At 59.9% G+C, this 19,454-nt stretch carries 15 protein-coding genes; 12 read left to right on the top strand and 3 right to left on the bottom strand.

Features of this window, described 5'->3' with window-relative positions:
• Positions 1 to 369: 369 nt before the first annotated feature.
• From KHO07_RS09785 to KHO07_RS09800, 4 genes are all read left to right on the top strand, one after another.
• Complete coding sequence (locus tag KHO07_RS09785; RefSeq protein ID WP_212627059.1) at positions 370 to 852, top strand: MarR family transcriptional regulator; 483 nt, start codon at positions 370 to 372, stop codon at positions 850 to 852.
• Positions 842 to 2,311, top strand: coding sequence for an efflux transporter outer membrane subunit (locus KHO07_RS09790; RefSeq protein WP_212627060.1), 1,470 nt, complete (start codon positions 842 to 844; stop codon positions 2,309 to 2,311). Before KHO07_RS09785 ends, KHO07_RS09790 begins: the two co-directional genes overlap by 11 nt.
• Positions 2,312 to 2,326: 15 nt before the next feature.
• Positions 2,327 to 3,529 carry an HlyD family efflux transporter periplasmic adaptor subunit gene (locus KHO07_RS09795; RefSeq protein WP_212627061.1) on the top strand — a complete coding sequence of 401 codons (1,203 nt, stop codon included), beginning with the start codon at positions 2,327 to 2,329 and terminating at the stop codon, positions 3,527 to 3,529.
• A 99-nt stretch (positions 3,530 to 3,628) separates the two neighbouring features.
• The gene (locus tag KHO07_RS09800) at positions 3,629 to 5,161 is read left to right on the top strand and encodes a DHA2 family efflux MFS transporter permease subunit (RefSeq protein ID WP_212627062.1); all 1,533 of its coding nucleotides are present in this window, start codon (positions 3,629 to 3,631) and stop codon (positions 5,159 to 5,161) included.
• Between the two features lie 150 nt (positions 5,162 to 5,311).
• Here KHO07_RS09800 and lpxH read toward each other — a convergent pair whose 3' ends face one another.
• Positions 5,312 to 6,061, bottom strand: a complete 750-nt coding sequence (lpxH, locus tag KHO07_RS09805; protein ID WP_212627063.1) for a UDP-2,3-diacylglucosamine diphosphatase — start codon at positions 6,059 to 6,061, stop codon at positions 5,312 to 5,314.
• Positions 6,058 to 6,561 carry a peptidylprolyl isomerase gene (locus KHO07_RS09810; protein WP_046037821.1) on the bottom strand — a complete coding sequence of 168 codons (504 nt, stop codon included), beginning with the start codon at positions 6,559 to 6,561 and terminating at the stop codon, positions 6,058 to 6,060. The genes lpxH and KHO07_RS09810 overlap by 4 nt, the downstream gene beginning before the upstream one ends.
• 263 nt (positions 6,562 to 6,824) lie before the next feature.
• Between KHO07_RS09810 and KHO07_RS09815 the strand changes: the two genes are divergently transcribed.
• Positions 6,825 to 8,522, top strand: coding sequence for a glutamine--tRNA ligase/YqeY domain fusion protein (locus KHO07_RS09815; protein WP_150735191.1), 1,698 nt, complete (start codon positions 6,825 to 6,827; stop codon positions 8,520 to 8,522).
• 20 nt (positions 8,523 to 8,542) lie between these two features.
• A complete protein-coding gene (gene cysS / locus KHO07_RS09820) occupies positions 8,543 to 9,925 on the top strand; it encodes a cysteine--tRNA ligase (RefSeq protein ID WP_212627064.1) in 1,383 nt (460 codons plus the stop codon).
• A 178-nt stretch (positions 9,926 to 10,103) separates the two neighbouring features.
• Here cysS and KHO07_RS09825 read toward each other — a convergent pair whose 3' ends face one another.
• Positions 10,104 to 11,945, bottom strand: a complete 1,842-nt coding sequence (locus tag KHO07_RS09825; RefSeq protein WP_212627065.1) for a sigma-54-dependent Fis family transcriptional regulator — start codon at positions 11,943 to 11,945, stop codon at positions 10,104 to 10,106.
• A 350-nt stretch (positions 11,946 to 12,295) separates the two neighbouring features.
• Here KHO07_RS09825 and KHO07_RS09830 point away from each other — a divergent pair, with 350 nt between their 5' ends.
• Genes KHO07_RS09830 through KHO07_RS09855 form a run of 6 tightly spaced genes read left to right on the top strand, consistent with a single transcriptional unit; the run spans position 12,296 to position 18,250 of the window.
• Complete coding sequence (locus tag KHO07_RS09830; protein WP_150735188.1) at positions 12,296 to 13,390, top strand: ABC transporter ATP-binding protein; 1,095 nt, start codon at positions 12,296 to 12,298, stop codon at positions 13,388 to 13,390.
• Positions 13,390 to 14,505 carry an ABC transporter ATP-binding protein gene (locus KHO07_RS09835; protein ID WP_150735187.1) on the top strand — a complete coding sequence of 372 codons (1,116 nt, stop codon included), beginning with the start codon at positions 13,390 to 13,392 and terminating at the stop codon, positions 14,503 to 14,505. Before KHO07_RS09830 ends, KHO07_RS09835 begins: the two co-directional genes overlap by 1 nt.
• The gene (locus tag KHO07_RS09840) at positions 14,502 to 15,368 is read left to right on the top strand and encodes a sugar ABC transporter permease (RefSeq protein ID WP_150701293.1); all 867 of its coding nucleotides are present in this window, start codon (positions 14,502 to 14,504) and stop codon (positions 15,366 to 15,368) included. The genes KHO07_RS09835 and KHO07_RS09840 overlap by 4 nt, the downstream gene beginning before the upstream one ends.
• A gap of 8 nt (positions 15,369 to 15,376) precedes the next feature.
• Positions 15,377 to 16,177: a carbohydrate ABC transporter permease gene (locus tag KHO07_RS09845; protein WP_046032508.1), complete on the top strand. Its 801-nt coding sequence runs from the start codon at positions 15,377 to 15,379 to the stop codon at positions 16,175 to 16,177.
• Between the two features lie 10 nt (positions 16,178 to 16,187).
• Complete coding sequence (locus KHO07_RS09850; protein ID WP_056854889.1) at positions 16,188 to 16,460, top strand: DUF2160 domain-containing protein; 273 nt, start codon at positions 16,188 to 16,190, stop codon at positions 16,458 to 16,460.
• Between the two features lie 47 nt (positions 16,461 to 16,507).
• Entirely contained in the window at positions 16,508 to 18,250 is a 1,743-nt protein-coding gene (locus tag KHO07_RS09855) for an ABC transporter substrate-binding protein (protein WP_075947954.1), read from the top strand.
• The last annotated feature ends 1,204 nt before the right edge of the window (positions 18,251 to 19,454 follow it).

Genomic DNA, 19,454 nt, shown 5'->3' on the forward strand with positions numbered 1-19,454 from the left:
GCCGAGTGGAGGTTCTGCGCAGTGGGCAACCCGGCATGGATGCCGGGTTAGCCGCCCCCGGCCATGGATGGCCGATGGCGGCGGGCCCACGGAGCAGGACCGGAGCGAGGGCATGCCGAGCCACAGCGAGGCACCGAACGAAAGGGGCAAGAGCGCTTTGGTTACTTTCGCGCTTTTCGAAAGTGACCCGCTGTAAGAGCGGAACCCTAGGTAGCCGTTACCGCAGCAATGGATATGTACCCAACCAAAGCATCCCACCACCACCGGTCAACTATTTACAAAGCTTCCTAACTATTACGTTGACATTCACTGCCTAAGCAGTAACATCTCGACATACATTCACTGCCTAGGCAGCTAATTGGTGTCCTGATGAAACATTTCGCGCCAGACGATTTCCACAATTGCCATCTCGGTCTCCTGCTCGGGCGCGCTGCGCTGCTCAAGGACCGGATCATCGACACGCACATGGAACCCCACGGCATCACAGCCGCGCAGTTCAAGGTGCTGATCATCATGGCCCAGTACGGCGTCGATTCGCCGGGCGAGCTGTGCCGGCACTTGTCCCTGGACAGCGGTTCGATGACCCGCATGCTCGATCGTCTGGAACAGAAAGGTTTCCTCGCTCGCCAACGCTCCGAGGCAGATCGCCGGCAGGTGCGATTGGTGCTGACCGAACAAGGTCAGGCCTTGGCGGATCGCCTGCCGCACATCGGCGCTGAAGCGATGAATGAACTGGCTGGCGCCATTACTCCGGATGAATTGAAAACCCTGGAGCTGATCCTCAAGAAAATTCTGGTAGCAGCCGGTGACTCGATCACCCTGCTGCGCTTTGGTGGCAATAATGAACAGTAAAACCCTGCGCACCGGCCTGAGCCTGGTGCTGTTGGCCATGAGCCTGGCCGGTTGCGCCAGTTACAGCGGCCTGAACACCGAAGGCGTCAGCCTCGATGCGAAAAACCTCAAGGCCGGGCAATCCCTCAGTGGCGTGACGCTGTCGCCCGCGGCCTGGCCGAAAAGTGACTGGTGGACAAGCCTTGGCGATCCGCAGCTCGATGGCCTGATCCGTGAAGCCCTGCGCGACAGCCCGGACATGCAGATCGCCGATGCGCGCGCCCATCAGGCCAGCGCCGCCGCTTACGCCGCCGATGCCGCGCGCATGCCCACCCTCGATGCGAGCGCCGGTGTCAGCCGCTCGCGTCTGGCCCGTGACCAAGACCCGCTGGGGCAAGGCGACAACTACTCCACCGTGCGTAACATCAGTGCCAGTTTCAATTACAACTTCGATCTCTGGGGCGGGCAGCGTGATGCCTGGGAAGCGGCACTCGGCCAGGCCCGTGCCGCCGAAGTCGACCAGCAGGCCGCGCAATTGACCTTGTCCGCCGACGTCACCCGTGCCTACAGCGATCTGGGGCAGGCGCACATCGTCTACGACTTGTCCGCCGAAGACCTCAAGCGCACCCGGCAAATGCTCGACCTCAGCCAGCGCCGCTTGAGCTCCGGGATCGACAGCCAGTATCAGTTCCAGCAAACCGAAAGCCTGGAAGCCACCTCGCAAGCCAATCTGATCGACGCCGAAAAGCGCCTGCAAAGCGCCAAGATTGCTTTGGCCGTGCTGCTGGGCAAAGGCCCGGATCGTGGCAATGAAATCACCCGGCCGAACATTCTCAAGCCTGGCGCCGTGGCGTTGCCGTCGGTGTTGCCGGCCGAGTTGCTGGGGCGTCGTCCGGACCTGGTGGCCGCGCGCTGGCGGGTCGAGGCGGCGAGCAAGAACATCGACGCCGGCAAGACGCAGTTCTATCCAAACCTGAACCTCAGCGCGGCGGCGGGTGCCGAATCGTTGTTGGGCGATGCGATGTTCGGTTCGGCAAGCCGCTTCTTCAATGTTGCGCCGACCATTTCCGTACCGATTTTCGACGGTGGCCGCCTGCGTGCCGACCTCGATTCCCGCGATGCCGACTACGACCTGGCGGTGGCGCAGTACAACAAAAGCCTGGTGAGAGCGCTGGGGGATGTCAGTGACAGCATCAACCAGTTGCGTGATATCGGCCGGCAGATCGCTGCGCAGCAGCATGCCACCGACATCGCCCAGGATTCTTACAACACCGTGGTCCAGCGCTACGGTTCCGGCATCGGCAACTACCTGGACGTGCTCAGCATCGAGCAGCAATTGCTCCAGGCCCAGCGTCAGCTGGCCAACCTGAATGCCGAGCAGATCGACCTGTCGATCCAACTGATACAGGCGCTGGGTGGCGGGTTTCAGCCTGAGGCCATTGCCTCGGCCAACACCGCTCCAGCCACGCTGACTCACTAATTCAAGGTACTTGTCATGGCCACTGCCGATACAACTCAAACCCCGGAAAACACCCCGGCCAACCCCAACGCGGGCAAGCGCAAGATGATGTTGCTGGTGCTTGCCGTGGTCGTCTTGCTCGGCGGCGCGGGCGTCTGGGCCTATCACGAATTCTACGGCCGCTGGAGCGAAAGCACCGACGACGCCTATGTGAACGGCAACGTGGTGGAAATCACTCCGCTGGTCACCGGCACCGTCGTGAGCATCGGCGCCGATGACGGGGATCTGGTGCAGGAGGGCCAGGTGTTGGTGAATTTCGACCCCAACGACGCGCAGGTCGGGCTGCAAAGTGCCCAGGCCAATCTGGCGCGTACGGTGCGTCAGGTTCGCGGCTTGTACAGCGACGTTGACGGCATGAAAGCCCAAGTCAACGCCCAGCAGGCCGAAGTGCAGAAAGCCCAGGACAACTTCAACCGACGGAAAAACCTTGCCGTCGGCGGGGCGATTTCCCAAGAGGAACTGTCCCACGCCCGCGACGATTTGACCTCGGCGAAAAACGCCCTGGCCAACGCCCAGCAGAAGCTCAAGACCACCAGCGCGCTGGTCGATGACACCGTGGTGTCCTCGCACCCGGACGTGATGGCCGCTGCCGCGCAGTTGCGTCAGGCCTATCTGAACAATGCCCGCAGCACGCTGATCGCGCCGGTGACCGGTTACGTGGCCAAACGTACCGTGCAGCTCGGCCAAAGGGTGCAGCCGGGTGAGGCCCTGATGGCGGTGATCCCGCTGAATCAGCTGTGGATCGACGCCAATTTCAAGGAAACCCAGCTGCGCGATATGCGCATCGGTCAGCCCGTGGAAATTGAAACCGACCTCTATGGCAGTGACGTGAAGTACAGCGGCACCATCGACAGCCTGGGCGCCGGTACCGGCAGTGCGTTTGCCTTGCTGCCGGCGCAGAACGCCACCGGGAACTGGATCAAGATCGTGCAGCGGGTGCCGGTGCGGATTCATGTCAACGCCGAAGAACTGGCCAGACACCCGCTGCGGGTAGGCCTGTCGACCATCGTCGATGTGGACCTGCACGATCAGAGCGGTCCGGTGTTGGCGCAACAGCCGCCACAGAAGGCGTCGTTCAGCACCCGCATCTACGACCGCCAGTTGGCCGAGGCCGATGCCATGATCACGCAGTTGATTCACGACAACAGCGCCGCGGTCAGCAAGACCGCGCATCGCTGAGATCGCACTCCTCAGGTACGGGCCTTTGTGGTGAGGGAGCAAGCTTCCTCACCACAAAGGCTCGCTCCATAGCGTCAATCAGGTTTCAAAGGATTTGCGATGAGCAATAACGCCTCTTTCACGCCGCCCAGCCTGCTGCTCAGCACCATTGGCCTGTCGCTGGCGACCTTCATGCAGGTGCTCGACACCACCATCGCCAACGTGGCGCTGCCGACGATTTCCGGCAACCTGGGCGTGAGTGCGGAGCAGGGCACTTGGGTGATCACCTCGTTCGCGGTGAGCAACGCCATCGCGCTGCCGCTGACCGGTTGGCTCAGCCGCCGTTTCGGCGAGGTGAAGCTGTTTATCTGGGCGACGCTGTTGTTCGTGATCGCGTCGTTCCTGTGCGGGATTTCCACGTCCATGCCCGAGCTGGTGGGCTTTCGGGTCCTGCAAGGGGTCGTGGCGGGGCCGTTGTACCCGATGACCCAAACGCTGCTGATTGCGGTCTACCCCCCGGCGAAACGGGGGATGGCTTTGGCGCTGTTGGCGATGGTCACGGTGGTCGCCCCGATTGCCGGGCCGATCCTCGGCGGCTGGATCACAGACAGCTACAGCTGGCCGTGGATCTTCTTCATCAACGTGCCGATTGGCCTGTTCGCTGCGTGGGTGGTGACCCAGCAGATGAAAAAGCGTCCGGTGGTCACCAGCCGCCAGCCGATGGATTACGTCGGGCTGATCGCGCTGATCATTGGCGTCGGTGCCTTGCAGATCGTGCTCGACAAGGGCAACGATGCCGACTGGTTTGAATCGAACTTCATCATCATTGGCTCGGTGATTTCGGTGATCGCGCTGGTGTTCTTCGTGATCTGGGAGATGACCGACGAACATCCGGTAGTGAACCTGCGGCTATTCGCCTATCGCAACTTCCGCTACGGCACCATCGTGTTGATTCTGGGGTACGCCGGGTTTTTCGGGATCAACCTGATCCTGCCGCAATGGTTGCAGACGCGATTAGGTTACACCGCGACCTGGGCCGGTTTTGCCGTGGCACCGCTGGGTATCTTGCCGGTGCTGCTGTCACCGTTTGTTGGCAAATACGCGCCGAAATTCGACATGCGGGTACTGGCCGGCGGGGCATTCCTGGCCATCGGCCTGAGCTGTTTCATGCGCGCCGGGTTCACCAATGAAGTGGACTTCCAGCACATCGCCATGGTGCAACTGTTCATGGGCATCGGCGTGGCGCTGTTCTTCATGCCGACCCTGACCATCCTGCTGTCGGACCTGCCACCTGGCCAGATTGCCGACGGTTCGGGGCTGGCGACATTCTTGCGGACACTGGGTGGCAGTTTTGCAGCATCGTTGACCACCTGGATCTGGATTCGCCGCGCCGACCAGCACCACGCGTACCTGACCGAAAGCATCACCCCGTTCGACCCGGCGACCCGCGAGACGTTGGCGCAACTGGGCGGGGCAGGGGCCAAGGCCTATACGCAGCTGGATCAGATGGTGATCAGCCAGGCCTACATCATGTCCACGGTGGATTACTTCACCTTGCTGGGCTGGATGTTCCTGGGGCTGATTTTGATTGTCTGGCTGGCCAAGCCGCCGTTCACGGCGAAGGCCGGGCCGGCGGCTTCCGCAGGGCATTGATACAACGCTGTTGTGGCGAGGGAGCTTGCTCCCGCTGGGCTGCGAAGCAGCCCCAAGACTGGCGACACAGTCTGTCATCCAGACCGTATGCACAGGTTTTGCGACGGCTGCGCCGCCGAGCGGGAGCAAGCTCCCTCGCCACAGAAGGGGTCAGGCGTTCGGTAGTGTCAGTTGCGGATTTATGAAATCAAACGGCGCCAGCGCAAACCCTTGCTCATCGACCTGCAACGCCCAGCCCTGACGATCCCAATCCCCCAGCACAATGCGCCGCGCCGCCTGTTCACCCAGTTGCAACTTGTGGATGGCGGGACGGTGGGTGTGGCCGTGGATCAGGGTTTTCACGCCGTACTGCTGCATGATCCGTGGAATCTCTTCGGGCGTGACATCGACAATGTCATTGGCCTTCATCCGCGTTTGCGCACGGCTTTCACTGCGCAGCTTGCGCGCCAGCTTATGCCGGGTGCTCAACGGCAGATGCCGCAGAATGAACAGGGTAATCGGGTTGCGCAGGTAGCGACGCAGCTTCATGTAGGCTTCGTCGCGGGTGCAGAGGCTGTCGCCGTGCATCAATAGCACCGGTTCGCCGTTGAACTGCACGACACTCGGGTCTTTCAGCAACGTGCAGCCGGCCTGTTTGCAAAAGGCCTGGCCGAGCATGAAGTCGCGATTGCCGTGCATCAGAAAAATGGCCGTGCCGCTGTCGCTCAATTCGCGCAGGGCCTGGCAGATGGAACGCTGGAACGGGGTCATGGCGTCGTCGCCAATCCACGCCTCGAAAAAGTCGCCCAGAATGTACAACGCACTCGCCGAGCGGGCGCGTCCGGCGAGCAAATCCAGAAACGCCCGGGTAATGTCCGGGCGCTCCTCTTCCAGATGCAAGTCTGAAATCAGCAATATCACTCAATGATCTCGGCTTTCTCGATGATCACGTCGTCTGCTGGTACGTCCTGGTGGCCGGACTTGGAAGTGGTGGCCACGCCTTTGATCTTGTCGACAACGTCGGTGCCGGCGGTCACTTTGCCGAATACCGCGTAGCCCCAGCCTTGAACGTTTTTGCCGCTGTGGTTCAGGAAGCTGTTGTCAGCCACGTTGATGAAGAACTGCGCGGAAGCCGAATGCGGCTCCATGGTGCGGGCCATGGCAACGGTGTACTTGTCGTTGGAAAGACCGTTGTCAGCTTCGTTCTGGATGCTTGGACGCTTGTCTTTCTTTTCTTTCATGCCTGGCTCGAAACCGCCGCCCTGGATCATGAAGTTACCGATCACACGGTGGAAAACGGTGTTTTCGTAGTGACCGGCTTTAACGTACTCGACGAAGTTGGCCACGGTGATCGGGGCCTTGTCGGCGTTCAGTTCGAGGACGATGTCGCCATGGTTGGTAGTCAGTTTGACTTGGGTCATGATCGGGTCTCTTTTGAGGAAAGCGTATCTAAGGAATTCGTGGTTCGGGACATTTCGTCCCGCAACCGGTTCAGCCAGTCTCGGCCAAGGTGCGCAGTTTAGCGTGACAGACGCGAATTTCGAGGCTGTTTTTCATTTACGGCCCATTAAATGCGACCGTTTGCAGGTGCGCTCTGTCAGGTGCTTGACGGCATCGGCTATGATAGCGGCTTTGTTTTGTCCGGCCTTCATTACGGCCACGCACTTGTACGTTCAAGGATCCTATGAGCAAGCCCACTGTCGACCCTACCTCGAATGCCAAGACCGGCCCAGCCGTGCCGGTCAACTTCCTGCGGCCGATCATCCAGGCAGACCTGGACTCGGGCAAGCACACGCAGATCGTCACCCGTTTTCCGCCTGAGCCCAACGGCTACCTGCACATCGGCCATGCCAAGTCGATCTGCGTGAACTTCGGCCTGGCCCAGGAGTTCGGCGGCGTCACGCACCTGCGTTTCGACGACACCAACCCGGCCAAGGAAGACCAGGAATACATCGATGCGATCGAAAGCGACGTCAAATGGCTGGGCTTCGAATGGTCCGGCGAAGTGCGCTACGCCTCGCAGTATTTCGACCAGTTGCACGACTGGGCGGTAGAACTGATCAAGTCCGGCAACGCCTACGTCGACGACCTGACCCCTGAGCAAGCCAAGGAATACCGTGGCAGCCTGACCGAGCCAGGCAAGAACAGCCCGTTCCGCGACCGCAGCGTCGAAGAAAACCTGGACCTGTTTGCCCGCATGAAGGCCGGCGAATTCCCGGACGGCGCACGTGTACTGCGGGCCAAGATCGACATGGCCTCGCCGAACATGAACCTGCGTGATCCGATCATGTATCGCATCCGTCACGCGCATCACCACCAGACCGGTGACAAGTGGTGCATCTACCCGAACTACGACTTTACCCACGGTCAGTCGGACGCCATCGAAGGCATCACCCACTCGATCTGCACGCTGGAGTTCGAAAGCCATCGTCCGCTGTACGAGTGGTTCCTCGAGCACCTGCCAGTGCCGGCCAACCCGCGCCAGTACGAGTTCAGCCGCCTGAACCTGAACTACACCATCACCAGCAAGCGCAAGCTCAAGCAACTGGTCGATGAAAAGCACGTCAATGGCTGGGACGACCCGCGCATGTCCACGCTGTCGGGCTTCCGCCGTCGTGGCTACACGCCGAAATCGATCCGCAACTTCTGCGAAATGATCGGCACCAACCGTTCCGACGGCGTGGTGGACTTCGGCATGCTCGAATTCAGCATCCGTGACGACCTCGACCAGAGCGCCCCGCGCGCCATGTGCGTACTGCGTCCGCTGAAAGTCGTGATCACCAACTACCCGGAAGGCCAGGTCGAGCACCTCGAACTGCCATGCCACCCGAAAGAAGACATGGGTGTGCGTGCATTGCCGTTCGCCCGTGAGATCTACATCGACCGTGAAGACTTCATGGAAGAGCCGCCAAAAGGCTACAAGCGCCTGGAACCGAACGGCGAAGTGCGCCTGCGCGGCAGCTACGTGATCCGCGCCGACGAAGCGATCAAGGACGCCGATGGCAACATCGTCGAACTGCGTTGCTCCTACGACCCGGACACCCTGGGCAAGAACCCTGAAGGCCGCAAGGTCAAAGGCGTGGTGCACTGGGTGCCGGCGGCTGCCAGCGTCGAGTGCGAAGTGCGTCTGTACGATCGCCTGTTCCGCTCTCCGAACCCGGAGAAGGCTGAAGACAGCGCCAGTTTCCTGGACAACATCAACCCTGACTCGCTGCAGGTACTCACCGGTTGTCGTGCTGAACCCTCGCTGGGCAATGCACAGCCGGAAGACCGTTTCCAGTTCGAGCGCGAAGGCTACTTCGTTGCGGATATCAAGGACTCGAAACCAGGTCAGCCGGTATTCAACCGTACCGTGACCCTGCGTGATTCGTGGGGCCAGTGATTTAGCGTCAAGGAACTAACGTGCTAACGATCTACAACACGCTCACCAAGAGCAAAGAAGTCTTCAAGCCGCTGGATGGCAACAAGGTGCGCATGTACGTGTGCGGCATGACCGTGTACGACTACTGCCACCTGGGCCACGGCCGCAGCATGGTCGCGTTCGACCTGGTGACCCGCTGGTTGCGATTCAGCGGTTATGACCTGACCTACGTGCGCAACATCACTGACATCGACGACAAGATCATCAACCGGGCCAACGAGAACGGCGAGTCGTTCGAAGCCTTGACCGAGCGCATGATCGCGGCGATGCACGAAGACGAAGCGCGCCTGAACATCAAGAAGCCGGACATGGAACCACGTGCCACGGATCACATTCCGGGCATGTTGAGCATGATCCAGACCCTGATCGACAAGGGTTACGCCTACGCCCCGGGCAATGGCGACGTGTACTACCGCGTCGCCAAGTTCATGGGCTACGGCAAGCTGTCGCGCAAGAAAATCGAAGACCTGCGCATCGGCGCACGGATCGAAGTCGATGAGTCCAAGCAGGACCCGCTGGACTTCGTGCTGTGGAAAGCCGCCAAGCCGGGCGAGCCGAGCTGGGAATCGCCATGGGGCGCCGGGCGTCCGGGCTGGCACATCGAGTGCTCGGTGATGTCCACCTGCTGCCTGGGCGAGACTTTCGACATTCATGGCGGCGGCAGCGACCTCGAGTTCCCGCACCACGAAAACGAAATCGCCCAGAGCGAAGCGGCCACCGGCAAGACCTACGCCAACGCGTGGATGCATTGCGGCATGATCCGTATCAATGGCGAGAAGATGTCCAAGTCCTTGAACAACTTCTTCACCATTCGCGACGTGCTCGACAAGTACCACCCGGAAGTCGTGCGTTACCTGCTGGTGTCGAGCCACTACCGCAGCGCGATCAACTATTCGGAAGACAACCTCAAGGACGCCAAGGGCGCACTCGAGCGTTTCTACCACGCGTTGAAAGGCCTGCCGAGCGTGGCCCCGGCTGGCGGCGAAGCGTTCGTCGAGCGCTTTACCCAGGTGATGAACGACGACTTTGGTACGCCGGAAGCCTGCGCGGTGCTATTCGAGATGGTGCGTGAGATCAACCGTCTGCGCGAGAGTGATCTCAATGCAGCGGCCGGTCTGGCGGCACGCCTGAAAGAACTGGCCAGCGTGCTGGGCGTGTTGCAGCTTGAGGCCGACGACTTCCTGCAGGCCGGTGCCGAAGGGCGCGTGGATGCAGCTGAAGTCGAAGCGCTGATCGCTGCGCGTCTGGCGGCACGTGCCGGCAAGGACTGGGCCGAATCCGACCGCATCCGCGACCAGCTCACCGCCATGGGCGTGGTGCTGGAAGATGGAAAGGGCGGCACGACCTGGCGATTGGCTGACTGATTGCTTGATCTGCTTTAAAACAAAACCCGCCTGGTGCGGGTTTTTGTTTTTGGATGGCGGTGTTTGAGCTGACGTCATCGCCAGCAAGCCGGCTCCTACAGAGTCGTGTCGTTCGCCAATTTTGTGTACGACATGATTTCTGTAGGAGCTGGCTTGCCAGCGATTGACCGCGTAGCGGTCAGCTGTCCGAATGGCGGAGCCGTTTGTAGAGGGTGTTGCGACTTACGCCGAGCCTGCGCGCCAGATGCGAAATATTCCCCCCCACCGCCTGCAACTGCCGATTCAACTCATCGGCATCATCAAGATCCACCGCCAGCGGCTCCGGCGTATCCACCGGCTCCATCTCCAGATCGACAAAAAAATCATCCGGCAGATGCTCCAGCCGCACCGGTTGTTCCTCGGCCATTGCCAGCGCCACCTGCATCACGCTGCTGACCTGCCTTAAATTCCCCGGCCACGGGTGGCGGCTGAACAATTCCAGCACCTCGCGACTCAATCCCGCCCATTGCGAGGGTTCGCGATGCTGCTCCCACAAGCGTTTGAACAGCGCCTCTTTGTCACTGCGTTCTCTCAAGGGCGGCAGTTCCAGGGTCAAGCCGCCGATGCGGTAATACAGATCCTCGCGGAAACGCCCCAACTGCACCTGCTCGCGCAACGCACGGTTGGTCGCGGAAATGATGCGGATGTCCACCGGGAACAACTCACTGCTGCCCACCGGTTGCACGCAACGCTCCTGCAGCACTCGCAGCAAGCGCGCCTGGGTCGGCAGCGGCATGTCGCCGATTTCATCGAGGAACAGCGTGCCTTTGTCAGCCTTGCGGATCAGGCCGATGCTGCCTTTCTGATTGGCTCCGGTAAACGCGCCTTTCTCGTAGCCGAACAATTCTGACTCGACCAGTTCGGCGGGGATCGCCGCACAGTTCACCGCAATAAACGCCTGTTTGTTGCGAGAGCTGGCCTGGTGCAGGGCTTTGACGAAAACTTCCTTGCCGACGCCAGTCTCGCCGTGGATTAACAAGGGAATGTCCTTTTCCAGCAAACGCTCGGCCTGGCGCACGGCTTTTTCCACGCGGCTGTCGCCGAAGTGCAGGGTGCTGAGGCTGATCGCTGTCGGTGCTGGCGCAATCACGGCGGGTTCGGCGAACACGCGTGGCTGGATCGGAACCTGCTTGGGTCTTTTCAGCAGACACTGAAAGCGGTTGCGCCCGGAAGCTTGCAAAGAGAAGGGCAGGCCTTCGGGTTGATTCAGCAGTTCCAGCAGCGAGACCTTGAACAGGCTCTCGACACTCACCCGCGACAGGCGGATACCCAGCAAATTGTCGGCACGACGGTTGGCGGACAACACTTGACCACTTTCATCGAAAATCAGCAGCCCGGCCCACTGGCTGTCGAGGTTGTTCAGGCCAGTGTTGAACGTCAGTTGGAAATGCTGGCCGTGGAACAGGTTGAGGATCAGCCGGTTCTCCACGGTCTGGCTCATCATCTTGACCATGCCCAGGGTGTGGGACGGCGGCAGGTAGCTGTCGCTGGACACGTCCAGCACCGCGATGACCTTGCGCTCGGCATCGAAAATGGGCGCGGCGGAACCGGTCATGAAACGGTTGGCTTTGAGGAAGTGTTCATCATGCTCGATGTGCACCGCTTGCTCGCAGGCCAGCGCGGTACCAATCGCGTTGGTGCCGCTGCAACGCTCCATCCAGCTGGCGCCCGCGCTGAAGCCACGGGTCAGGCTCGGTTCGATAAACCGTTGGGTGCCCCAGGAAGTGAGAACCTGGCCCTGATTGTCGGCAAGCATGATCAGGCAATTGGAGTTGCTGAGGATGTTTTCGTAGTACGGCAGCACTTCCTGGTGGGTGGTTTGTACCAAGGAATGCTGACTCTCCAGCAGCTGCGCGATGCCTTCGGCCGGCAGTTGATCGAACGCTGGGGCGCTCTGATGGTTAAGGCCGAACGCGCGGCAACGACTCCAGGAGTCCTGGATGATGGCGTCGTGGGAGAGCGGCAGGGCAGGTGTGGCCATGGCAGTCGATCTCTGAACAAGCTTTTATTGTTTTTATGATTTTTCGCACACGCCACCTACCTGTAGGAGCCCGGCTTGCCGGCGATAGCGATTTCGATGACGCCATCGCCGGCAAGCCGGGCTCCTACAGGGTGCGTGAATTGTGACTAGAGTGTTGTTCACTATTGTTCATTGTCAATCGTTGAACTGTTCAATTGTTCATTTCAGATTGTTCATTTCTGTTCAGCAACGAACGTCGGTTGTTCGCATTTTCAGCGAAATTTCAGCCTGATCAATGGCTTGTGATTTCTGGCACAAATGTCGCTATGTCGTTCCGGTCGCTTGACTCCAAAAATAAAAAAGGCCGAGCCATGTCATTAACCCTGGAGCATGTCAGCCGCACCGTCGAGGGCCAGACCTGGATCGATGATGCGTGTCTCAGTTTCGAACCCGGATCCTTCAACGTTTTGCTTGGGCGCACGCTGTCCGGCAAGACCAGTCTCATGCGTCTGATGGCCGGGCTGGACAAGCCGGACACCGGCCGCATCCTGATGAACGGCGTCGATGTCACGCAACGCCCGGTGCGGCTGCGCAACGTGTCGATGGTGTATCAGCAGTTCATCAATTACCCGACCATGACCGTCTTCGAGAACATCGCCTCGCCGCTGCGCCAGGCCGGTGCGTCCAACGAAGTGATTCAGAGCAAAGTGCTGGAAACCGCGAAGATGCTGCGCATCGAGAAATTCCTCAAGCGCTATCCCCTCGAACTGTCCGGCGGCCAGCAACAGCGTACGGCCATGGCCCGGGCGCTGGTCAAGGACGCCGAACTGATCCTGTTCGACGAGCCGCTGGTCAACCTCGATTACAAACTGCGCGAAGAGCTGCGCCAGGAAATGCGCGAGCTGTTCAAGGCGCGCCATACCATCGCGATTTACGCCACCACTGAACCCAACGAAGCGCTGGCCCTGGGCGGCACCACGACCATCCTGCATGAAGGCCGGGTGATCCAGAGCGGCAAGTCATCCGAGGTCTATCACCAACCGCAGACCGTGCTGGCGGCGGAGCTTTTTTCCGAGCCGCCGATCAACCTGATGCCGGGGCGCATCACCGGCAACGAAGTGAGTTTCGCCAACTTCGTGCACTTTCCGCTAAACGTCGACTTGCGCCCGGTGGGTGAGGGCGAGTTCCGTTTCGGCGTGCGTCCCAGCCACATCTCACTGGTGCCGAGCAACGACGATGACCTTGAACTGGCGGTGACTGTCGAAGTCGCCGAGATCAGCGGCTCGGAAACCTTCCTGCACGTGCGCAACGAGCATTTCCTGCTGGTGCTGCACTTGCCGGGCGTTCACGAATACGACGTCGATGCGCCAATCCGCATCTACATCCCGACCCATAAACTGTTTGTGTTCGATGCGCAGGGGCGGCTGGTCCAGGCGCCGGGCCGGCGTGTCGCGAGGGTTGCCTGATGGCCGAAATCCGTTTGCAGAACCTCGCCCACAGCTACAGCAAAACCCCGGCTGGACCGGAGGACTATGCGATCCGCGAGATGGACCACATCTGGGAGCAGGGCGGTGCTTTCGCTTTGCTCGGCCCGTCGGGTTGCGGCAAGTCGACGTTGCTCAACATCATTTCCGGATTGCTCAGCCCGTCCCAGGGGCATGTGCTGTTCGACGGCAAAGCGGTCAATGACCTGACCCCGGAGAAGCGCAACATCGCCCAGGTTTTCCAGTTCCCGGTGGTCTACGACACCATGACGGTGTTCGACAACCTCGCGTTCCCCTTGCGCAACCAGGGCATGGCCGAGGCGAAGATCCACACCAAGGTGCAGGAGATCGCCGAAGTCCTCGACCTGCAAAACCTGCTGAGCAAAAAAGCCCGCAACCTCACCGCCGATGAAAAACAGAAAGTCTCCATGGGCCGTGGTTTGGTGCGCGATGACGTGTCGGCGATCCTCTTCGATGAACCGCTGACGGTGATCGACCCGCACCTGAAGTGGAAGCTGCGGCGCAAACTCAAGCAGATTCACGAGCAGTTCAACATCACCATGGTCTATGTCACCCACGATCAGCTGGAGGCGTCGACTTTCGCCGACAAGATCGCGGTGATGTACGGCGGCCAGATCGTGCAATTCGGCACGCCACGGGAGTTGTTCGAACGGCCGAGCCACACCTTTGTCGGCTATTTCATCGGCAGTCCGGGCATGAACCTGATCGAGGTCCAGCCACAACCGGGCGGCGTCGGCTTCGCGTCGACGCACTTGCCGCTGTCCGAGGCCATGCAAAAACGCATCGCCGACACCGAGTGGAAAACCTTGAAGGTCGGCATTCGCCCCGAGTTCGTGCATGTGTGGGATGAGCCTTTTGATGACGCGATGCGGGCACAGGTCGTACACGTCGAAGACCTCGGCACCTACAAGATCATGACCCTGAACCTCGATGGCGCGCCGCTGAAAGTACGTCTGGCGGAAGACAAGCCAGTGCCGGAAGGCACGGCCTACATCAGTTTCCCGGCGCAGTGGTTGATGGTCTACGCCGACGAATTCCTGCTGGAAGCACAGGCCAACAATGAGGTGCAGCCATGAACAAGGTGCAGAACAACAAGGCCTGGTGGCTGGTGTTGCCGGTGTTCCTGCTGGTGGCGTTCAGTGCGGTGATCCCGATGATGACCGTGGTCAACTATTCGGTGCAGGACATCTTCGACCAGTCCAGCCGCTACTTCGTCGGCGCCGACTGGTACAAGCAAGTGCTGCTCGATCCGCGTCTGCACGATTCGCTGCTGCGCCAGTTCATCTATTCGGCCTGCGTGCTGCTGATCGAAATCCCGCTGGGCATTGCGATAGCCCTGACCATGCCGACCAAGGGCCGCTGGTCGTCGGTGGTGCTGATCATCCTGGCGATCCCGTTGCTGATCCCGTGGAACGTCGTCGGCACCATCTGGCAGATCTTTGGTCGGGCCGACATCGGCCTGCTCGGTTCGACCCTCAATGCCATGGGCATCAGCTACAACTACGCAGCCAACACCATGGACGCCTGGGTCACCGTGCTGGTGATGGACGTCTGGCACTGGACTTCACTGGTGGCGCTGTTGTGTTTCTCCGGGCTGCGGGCGATTCCCGACGTGTATTACCAGGCCGCTCGCATTGACCGGGCCTCGGCCTGGGCGGTGTTCCGGCACATCCAGTTGCCCAAGCTCAAGAGCGTGCTGCTGATTGCGGTGATGTTGCGCTTCATGGACAGCTTCATGATCTACACCGAGCCGTTCGTGCTCACCGGCGGCGGACCGGGCAATGCCACCACGTTCCTTAGTCAGACCCTGACGCAGATGGCGATCGGGCAATTCGACCTAGGGCCGGCGGCAGCGTTCTCGCTGGTGTACTTCCTGATCATCCTGTTGGTGTCCTGGCTGTTCTACACCGCCATGACTCACTCTGACGCCAACCGCTGAGGCCCGCCATGAGCAAGAGAAAGCTGATTCCACTGCTGATCTACATCCTGTTCCTGCTGGTGCCGATCTACTGGCTGCTGAACATGTCCTTCAAGAGCAACACCGAAATCCTCGGCGGCCTGACGCTGTTTCCCCAGGATTTCACCTTCCACAACTACAAGGTGATCTTCACCGATCCGGCCTGGTACACCGGTTACCTCAACTCGCTGTACTACGTGAGCCTGAACACGGTTATTTCCCTCAGTGTGGCGTTGCCGGCGGCGTATGCGTTTTCGCGCTACCGCTTCCTCGGTGACAAGCACCTGTTCTTCTGGTTGCTGACCAACCGCATGGCGCCACCGGCCGTGTTCCTGCTGCCGTTCTTCCAGTTGTATTCGTCGATCGGCTTGTTCGACACGCACATCGCCGTCGCGCTGGCTCACTGTTTGTTCAACGTGCCGTTGGCGGTGTGGATTCTGGAAGGTTTCATGTCCGGCGTGCCAAAAGAAATCGACGAGACCGCCTACATCGACGGCTACAGTTTCCCCAAGTTCTTCGTGAAGATTTTTATCCCGCTGATTGGCTCCGGCATCGGTGTCACGGCGTTTTTCTGTTTCATGTTTTCCTGGGTCGAACTGCTGCTGGCGCGAACCCTTACGTCGGTCAACGCCAAGCCCATTGCGGCGGTCATGACCCGCACGGTCTCGGCATCGGGTATCGACTGGGGTGTGCTGGCGGCGGCGGGAGTGCTGACCATCCTGCCGGGCATGCTGGTGATCTGGTTTGTTCGCAACCACGTGGCCAAGGGCTTTGCCCTGGGCCGGGTATGAGGAACTGATGATGGAATGGATGAGCTGGACCGTCCCGACGGCGGCCTTTTTCGGTGTTATCGGTTTGATCCTGGTGGGCATGACCACTTGGGAATTGCGCTCGCCGAGTGTGCTTCGGCGCGGTTTTTTACCGATTGCCACCACCCGTGGCGATCGCTTGTTTATCGGTCTTCTCGGCAGCGCCTACCTGCATTTGCTGGTAATCGGCGTGACCGACTGGAGCATCTGGGTAGCGTTCGCGTTGTCCCTGGTGTGGCTGTTGGCTGTGATGCGTTGGGGCTAGTCGAATCGCTCGGCAATGTTGCTCCGAAACTCAATAAGGAGGTCTCTATGTTCGACAAAAACAATAAGCTGCGACATAGCATTTCATTGGCAGCCATGCTGGCACTCAGCGGTTTGAGCGCTTCGGCCTGGGCCGATGCCTATGAAGACGCCGCAAAGAAATGGATCGGCGCTGAATTCAAGCCGTCGACCCTGACGGCCGATCAGCAACTCGAAGAGTTGAAGTGGTTCATCAAGGCCGCCGAACCGTTTCGCGGGATGAGCATCAAGGTTGTATCGGAAACCATCGCCACCCACGAGTATGAATCCAAGGTGCTGGCCAAGGCCTTCAGCGAGATCACCGGGATCAAGCTGACCCACGACCTGCTGCAGGAAGGCGACGTGGTGGAAAAACTGCAAACCCAGATGCAGTCGGACAAGAATATCTATGACGGCTGGGTCAATGACTCGGACCTGATCGGTACGCACTTCCGCTACGGCAAGACCGAATCGATCACCGATCTGATGGCCAACGAGGGCAAGAACTTCACCTCGCCGACCCTCGACCTCAAGGACTTCATCGGCATCTCGTTCACCACGGCACCGGACGGCAAGATCTACCAGCTGCCCGACCAGCAGTTCGCCAACCTGTACTGGTTCCGCGCCGACTGGTTCGAGCGCGCGGACCTGAAAGCCAAATTCAAGGAAAAGTACGGCTACGAGTTGGGTGTACCGGTGAACTGGTCGGCCTATGAAGACATCGCCAAATTCTTCACCGAAGACGTCAAGGAAATCGACGGCAAACGCGTTTACGGGCACATGGACTACGGCAAGAAAGACCCGTCCCTGGGCTGGCGCTTCACCGATGCCTGGTTCTCCATGGCCGGTGGCGGCGACAAGGGCTTGCCGAATGGTTTGCCGGTGGACGAGTGGGGTATCCGCGTCGAGGATTGCCACCCGGTGGGTTCCAGCGTGACCCGCGGCGGCGACACCAATGGCCCGGCGGCCGTGTTCGCCACCACCAAGTACGTGGACTGGATGAAGAAGTACGCGCCACCGGAAGCGGCGGGCATGACCTTCTCCGAATCCGGGCCGGTACCGTCCCAGGGCAACATCGCCCAGCAGATCTTCTGGTACACCGCCTTTACTGCCGACATGACCAAGCCGGGGTTGGCGGTGATGAACGCCGATGGCACGCCGAAATGGCGCATGGCACCGTCGCCGCGTGGACCGTATTGGGAAGAGGGGATGAAACTGGGCTATCAGGACGTGGGTTCCTGGACGTTCATGAAGTCCACGCCTGAGAAGCAAAAACTTGCGGCCTGGCTGTATGCGCAGTTCGTGACTTCGAAAACCGTATCGCTGAAGAAAACCATCGTCGGCCTGACCCCGATCCGTGAGTCGGACATCAATTCGCAAGCCATGACCGACCTGGCACCGAAGCTCGGTGGCCTGGTGGAGTTCTACCGCAGCCCGGCCCGCGTGCAATGGACCCCGACCGGGACCAACGTGCCGGATTACCCGCGCCTCGCGCAGTTGTGGTGGAGCCACATTGCCGAAGCCGCCAGCGGCGAGAAAACCCCGCAACAGGCACTCGACGGTCTGGCCAAGGATCAGGACGCGATCATGACCCGCCTGGAGCGCTCCAAGGCCCAGGCTACCTGCGCACCTAAGATGAACCCTGAGCGCGACGCGCAATACTGGTTCGACCAACCGGGCGCACCGAAGCCGAAACTGGAAAACGAGAAGCCTAAGGGCGAGACCGTGAGCTATGCCGAATTGCTGAAATCGTGGGAGGCGGCGCGTAAGTAACATGCCTGGACTGTGAAAGGCGAACGGCACCCGAAGGTGCCGTTTTTTTTTGTTGGTGCCTGACCCAGCGCTATCGCCAGCAAGCCGGCTCCTACAGTGTGAACACATAACCTGTGGCGAGGGAGCTTGCTCCCGCTCGGCTGCGCAGCAGACGCCAAATTTTCAGGCCAATGAAGTTCATCAGGTACGCCGGATTTAATGGGATTGGGCCTGCTGCGCAGTCCAGCGGGAGCAAGCTCCCTCGCCACAAAAGCGAAGCCTGAAAACTTTTCAGTCTTTAAACCCCAAACGCAAAAACAGCACCCGAAGGTGCCGGTTTTTTTGTTGGTGCCTGACCCAGCGCTATCGCCAGCAAGCTGGCTCCTACAGTGTGAACACATAACCTGTGGCGAGGGAGCTTGCTCCCGCTCGGCTGCGCAGCAGACGCCAAATTTTCAGGCCAATGAAGTTCATCAGGTACGCCGGATTTAATGGAATTGGGCCTGCTGCGCAGTCCAGCGGGAGCAAGCTCCCTCGCCACAAAAGCGAAGCCTGAAAACTTTTCAGTCTTTAAACCCCAAACGCAAAAACAGCACCCGAAGGTGCCGGTTTTTTTGTTGGTGCCTGACCCAGCGCTATCGCCAGCAAGCTGGCTCCTACAGTGTGAACACATAACCTGTGGCGAGGGAGCTTGCTCCCGCTCGGCTGCGCAGCAGACGCCAGATTTTCAGGCCAATGAAGTTCATCAGGTACGCCGGATTTAATGGGATTGGGCCTGCTGCGCAGTCCAGCGGGAGCAAGCTCCCTCGCCACAAAAGCGAAGCCTGAAAACTTTTCAGTCTTTAAACCCCAAACGCAAAAACAGCACCCGAAGGTGCCGGTTTTTTTGTTGGTGCCTGACCCAGCGCTATCGCCAGCAAGCTGGCTCCTACAGTGTGAACACATAACCTGTGGCGAGGGAGCTTGCTCCCGCTCGGCTGCGCAGCAGACGCCAGATTGTCAGCCCAATGAAGTTCATCAGGTACGCCGGATTTAATGGAATTGGGCCTGCTGCGCAGTCCAGCGGGAGCAAGCTCCCTCGCCACAAAAGCGAAACCTGAAAACTATTCAGTCTTTAAACCCCAAACGCAAAAACAGCACCCGAAGGTGCAGTTTTTTTGTTGGTGCCTGACCCAGCGCTATCGCCAGCAAGCCGGCTCCTACAGTGTGAACACATAACCTGTGG

Origin of the sequence: Pseudomonas sp. PP3 (assembly GCF_905336995.1) — a bacterium.
Taxonomy (GTDB): domain Bacteria; phylum Pseudomonadota; class Gammaproteobacteria; order Pseudomonadales; family Pseudomonadaceae; genus Aquipseudomonas; species Aquipseudomonas reinekei.

What these genes read in the sequence shown, in the direction of transcription:
- KHO07_RS09785 (WP_212627059.1), top strand. Translation starts at nt 370, where the DNA reads ATGAAACATTTCGCGCCAGACGATTTCCACAATTGCCATCTCGGTCTC.
- KHO07_RS09790 (WP_212627060.1), top strand. Translation starts at nt 842, where the DNA reads ATGAACAGTAAAACCCTGCGCACCGGCCTGAGCCTGGTGCTGTTGGCC.
- KHO07_RS09795 (WP_212627061.1), top strand. Translation starts at nt 2,327, where the DNA reads ATGGCCACTGCCGATACAACTCAAACCCCGGAAAACACCCCGGCCAAC.
- KHO07_RS09800 (WP_212627062.1), top strand. Translation starts at nt 3,629, where the DNA reads ATGAGCAATAACGCCTCTTTCACGCCGCCCAGCCTGCTGCTCAGCACC.
- KHO07_RS09810 (WP_046037821.1), bottom strand. Translation starts at nt 6,561, where the DNA reads ATGACCCAAGTCAAACTGACTACCAACCATGGCGACATCGTCCTCGAA.
- KHO07_RS09815 (WP_150735191.1), top strand. Translation starts at nt 6,825, where the DNA reads ATGAGCAAGCCCACTGTCGACCCTACCTCGAATGCCAAGACCGGCCCA.
- KHO07_RS09825 (WP_212627065.1), bottom strand. Translation starts at nt 11,945, where the DNA reads ATGGCCACACCTGCCCTGCCGCTCTCCCACGACGCCATCATCCAGGAC.
- KHO07_RS09830 (WP_150735188.1), top strand. Translation starts at nt 12,296, where the DNA reads ATGTCATTAACCCTGGAGCATGTCAGCCGCACCGTCGAGGGCCAGACC.
- KHO07_RS09835 (WP_150735187.1), top strand. Translation starts at nt 13,390, where the DNA reads ATGGCCGAAATCCGTTTGCAGAACCTCGCCCACAGCTACAGCAAAACC.
- KHO07_RS09840 (WP_150701293.1), top strand. Translation starts at nt 14,502, where the DNA reads ATGAACAAGGTGCAGAACAACAAGGCCTGGTGGCTGGTGTTGCCGGTG.
- KHO07_RS09845 (WP_046032508.1), top strand. Translation starts at nt 15,377, where the DNA reads ATGAGCAAGAGAAAGCTGATTCCACTGCTGATCTACATCCTGTTCCTG.
- KHO07_RS09850 (WP_056854889.1), top strand. Translation starts at nt 16,188, where the DNA reads ATGGAATGGATGAGCTGGACCGTCCCGACGGCGGCCTTTTTCGGTGTT.
- KHO07_RS09855 (WP_075947954.1), top strand. Translation starts at nt 16,508, where the DNA reads ATGTTCGACAAAAACAATAAGCTGCGACATAGCATTTCATTGGCAGCC.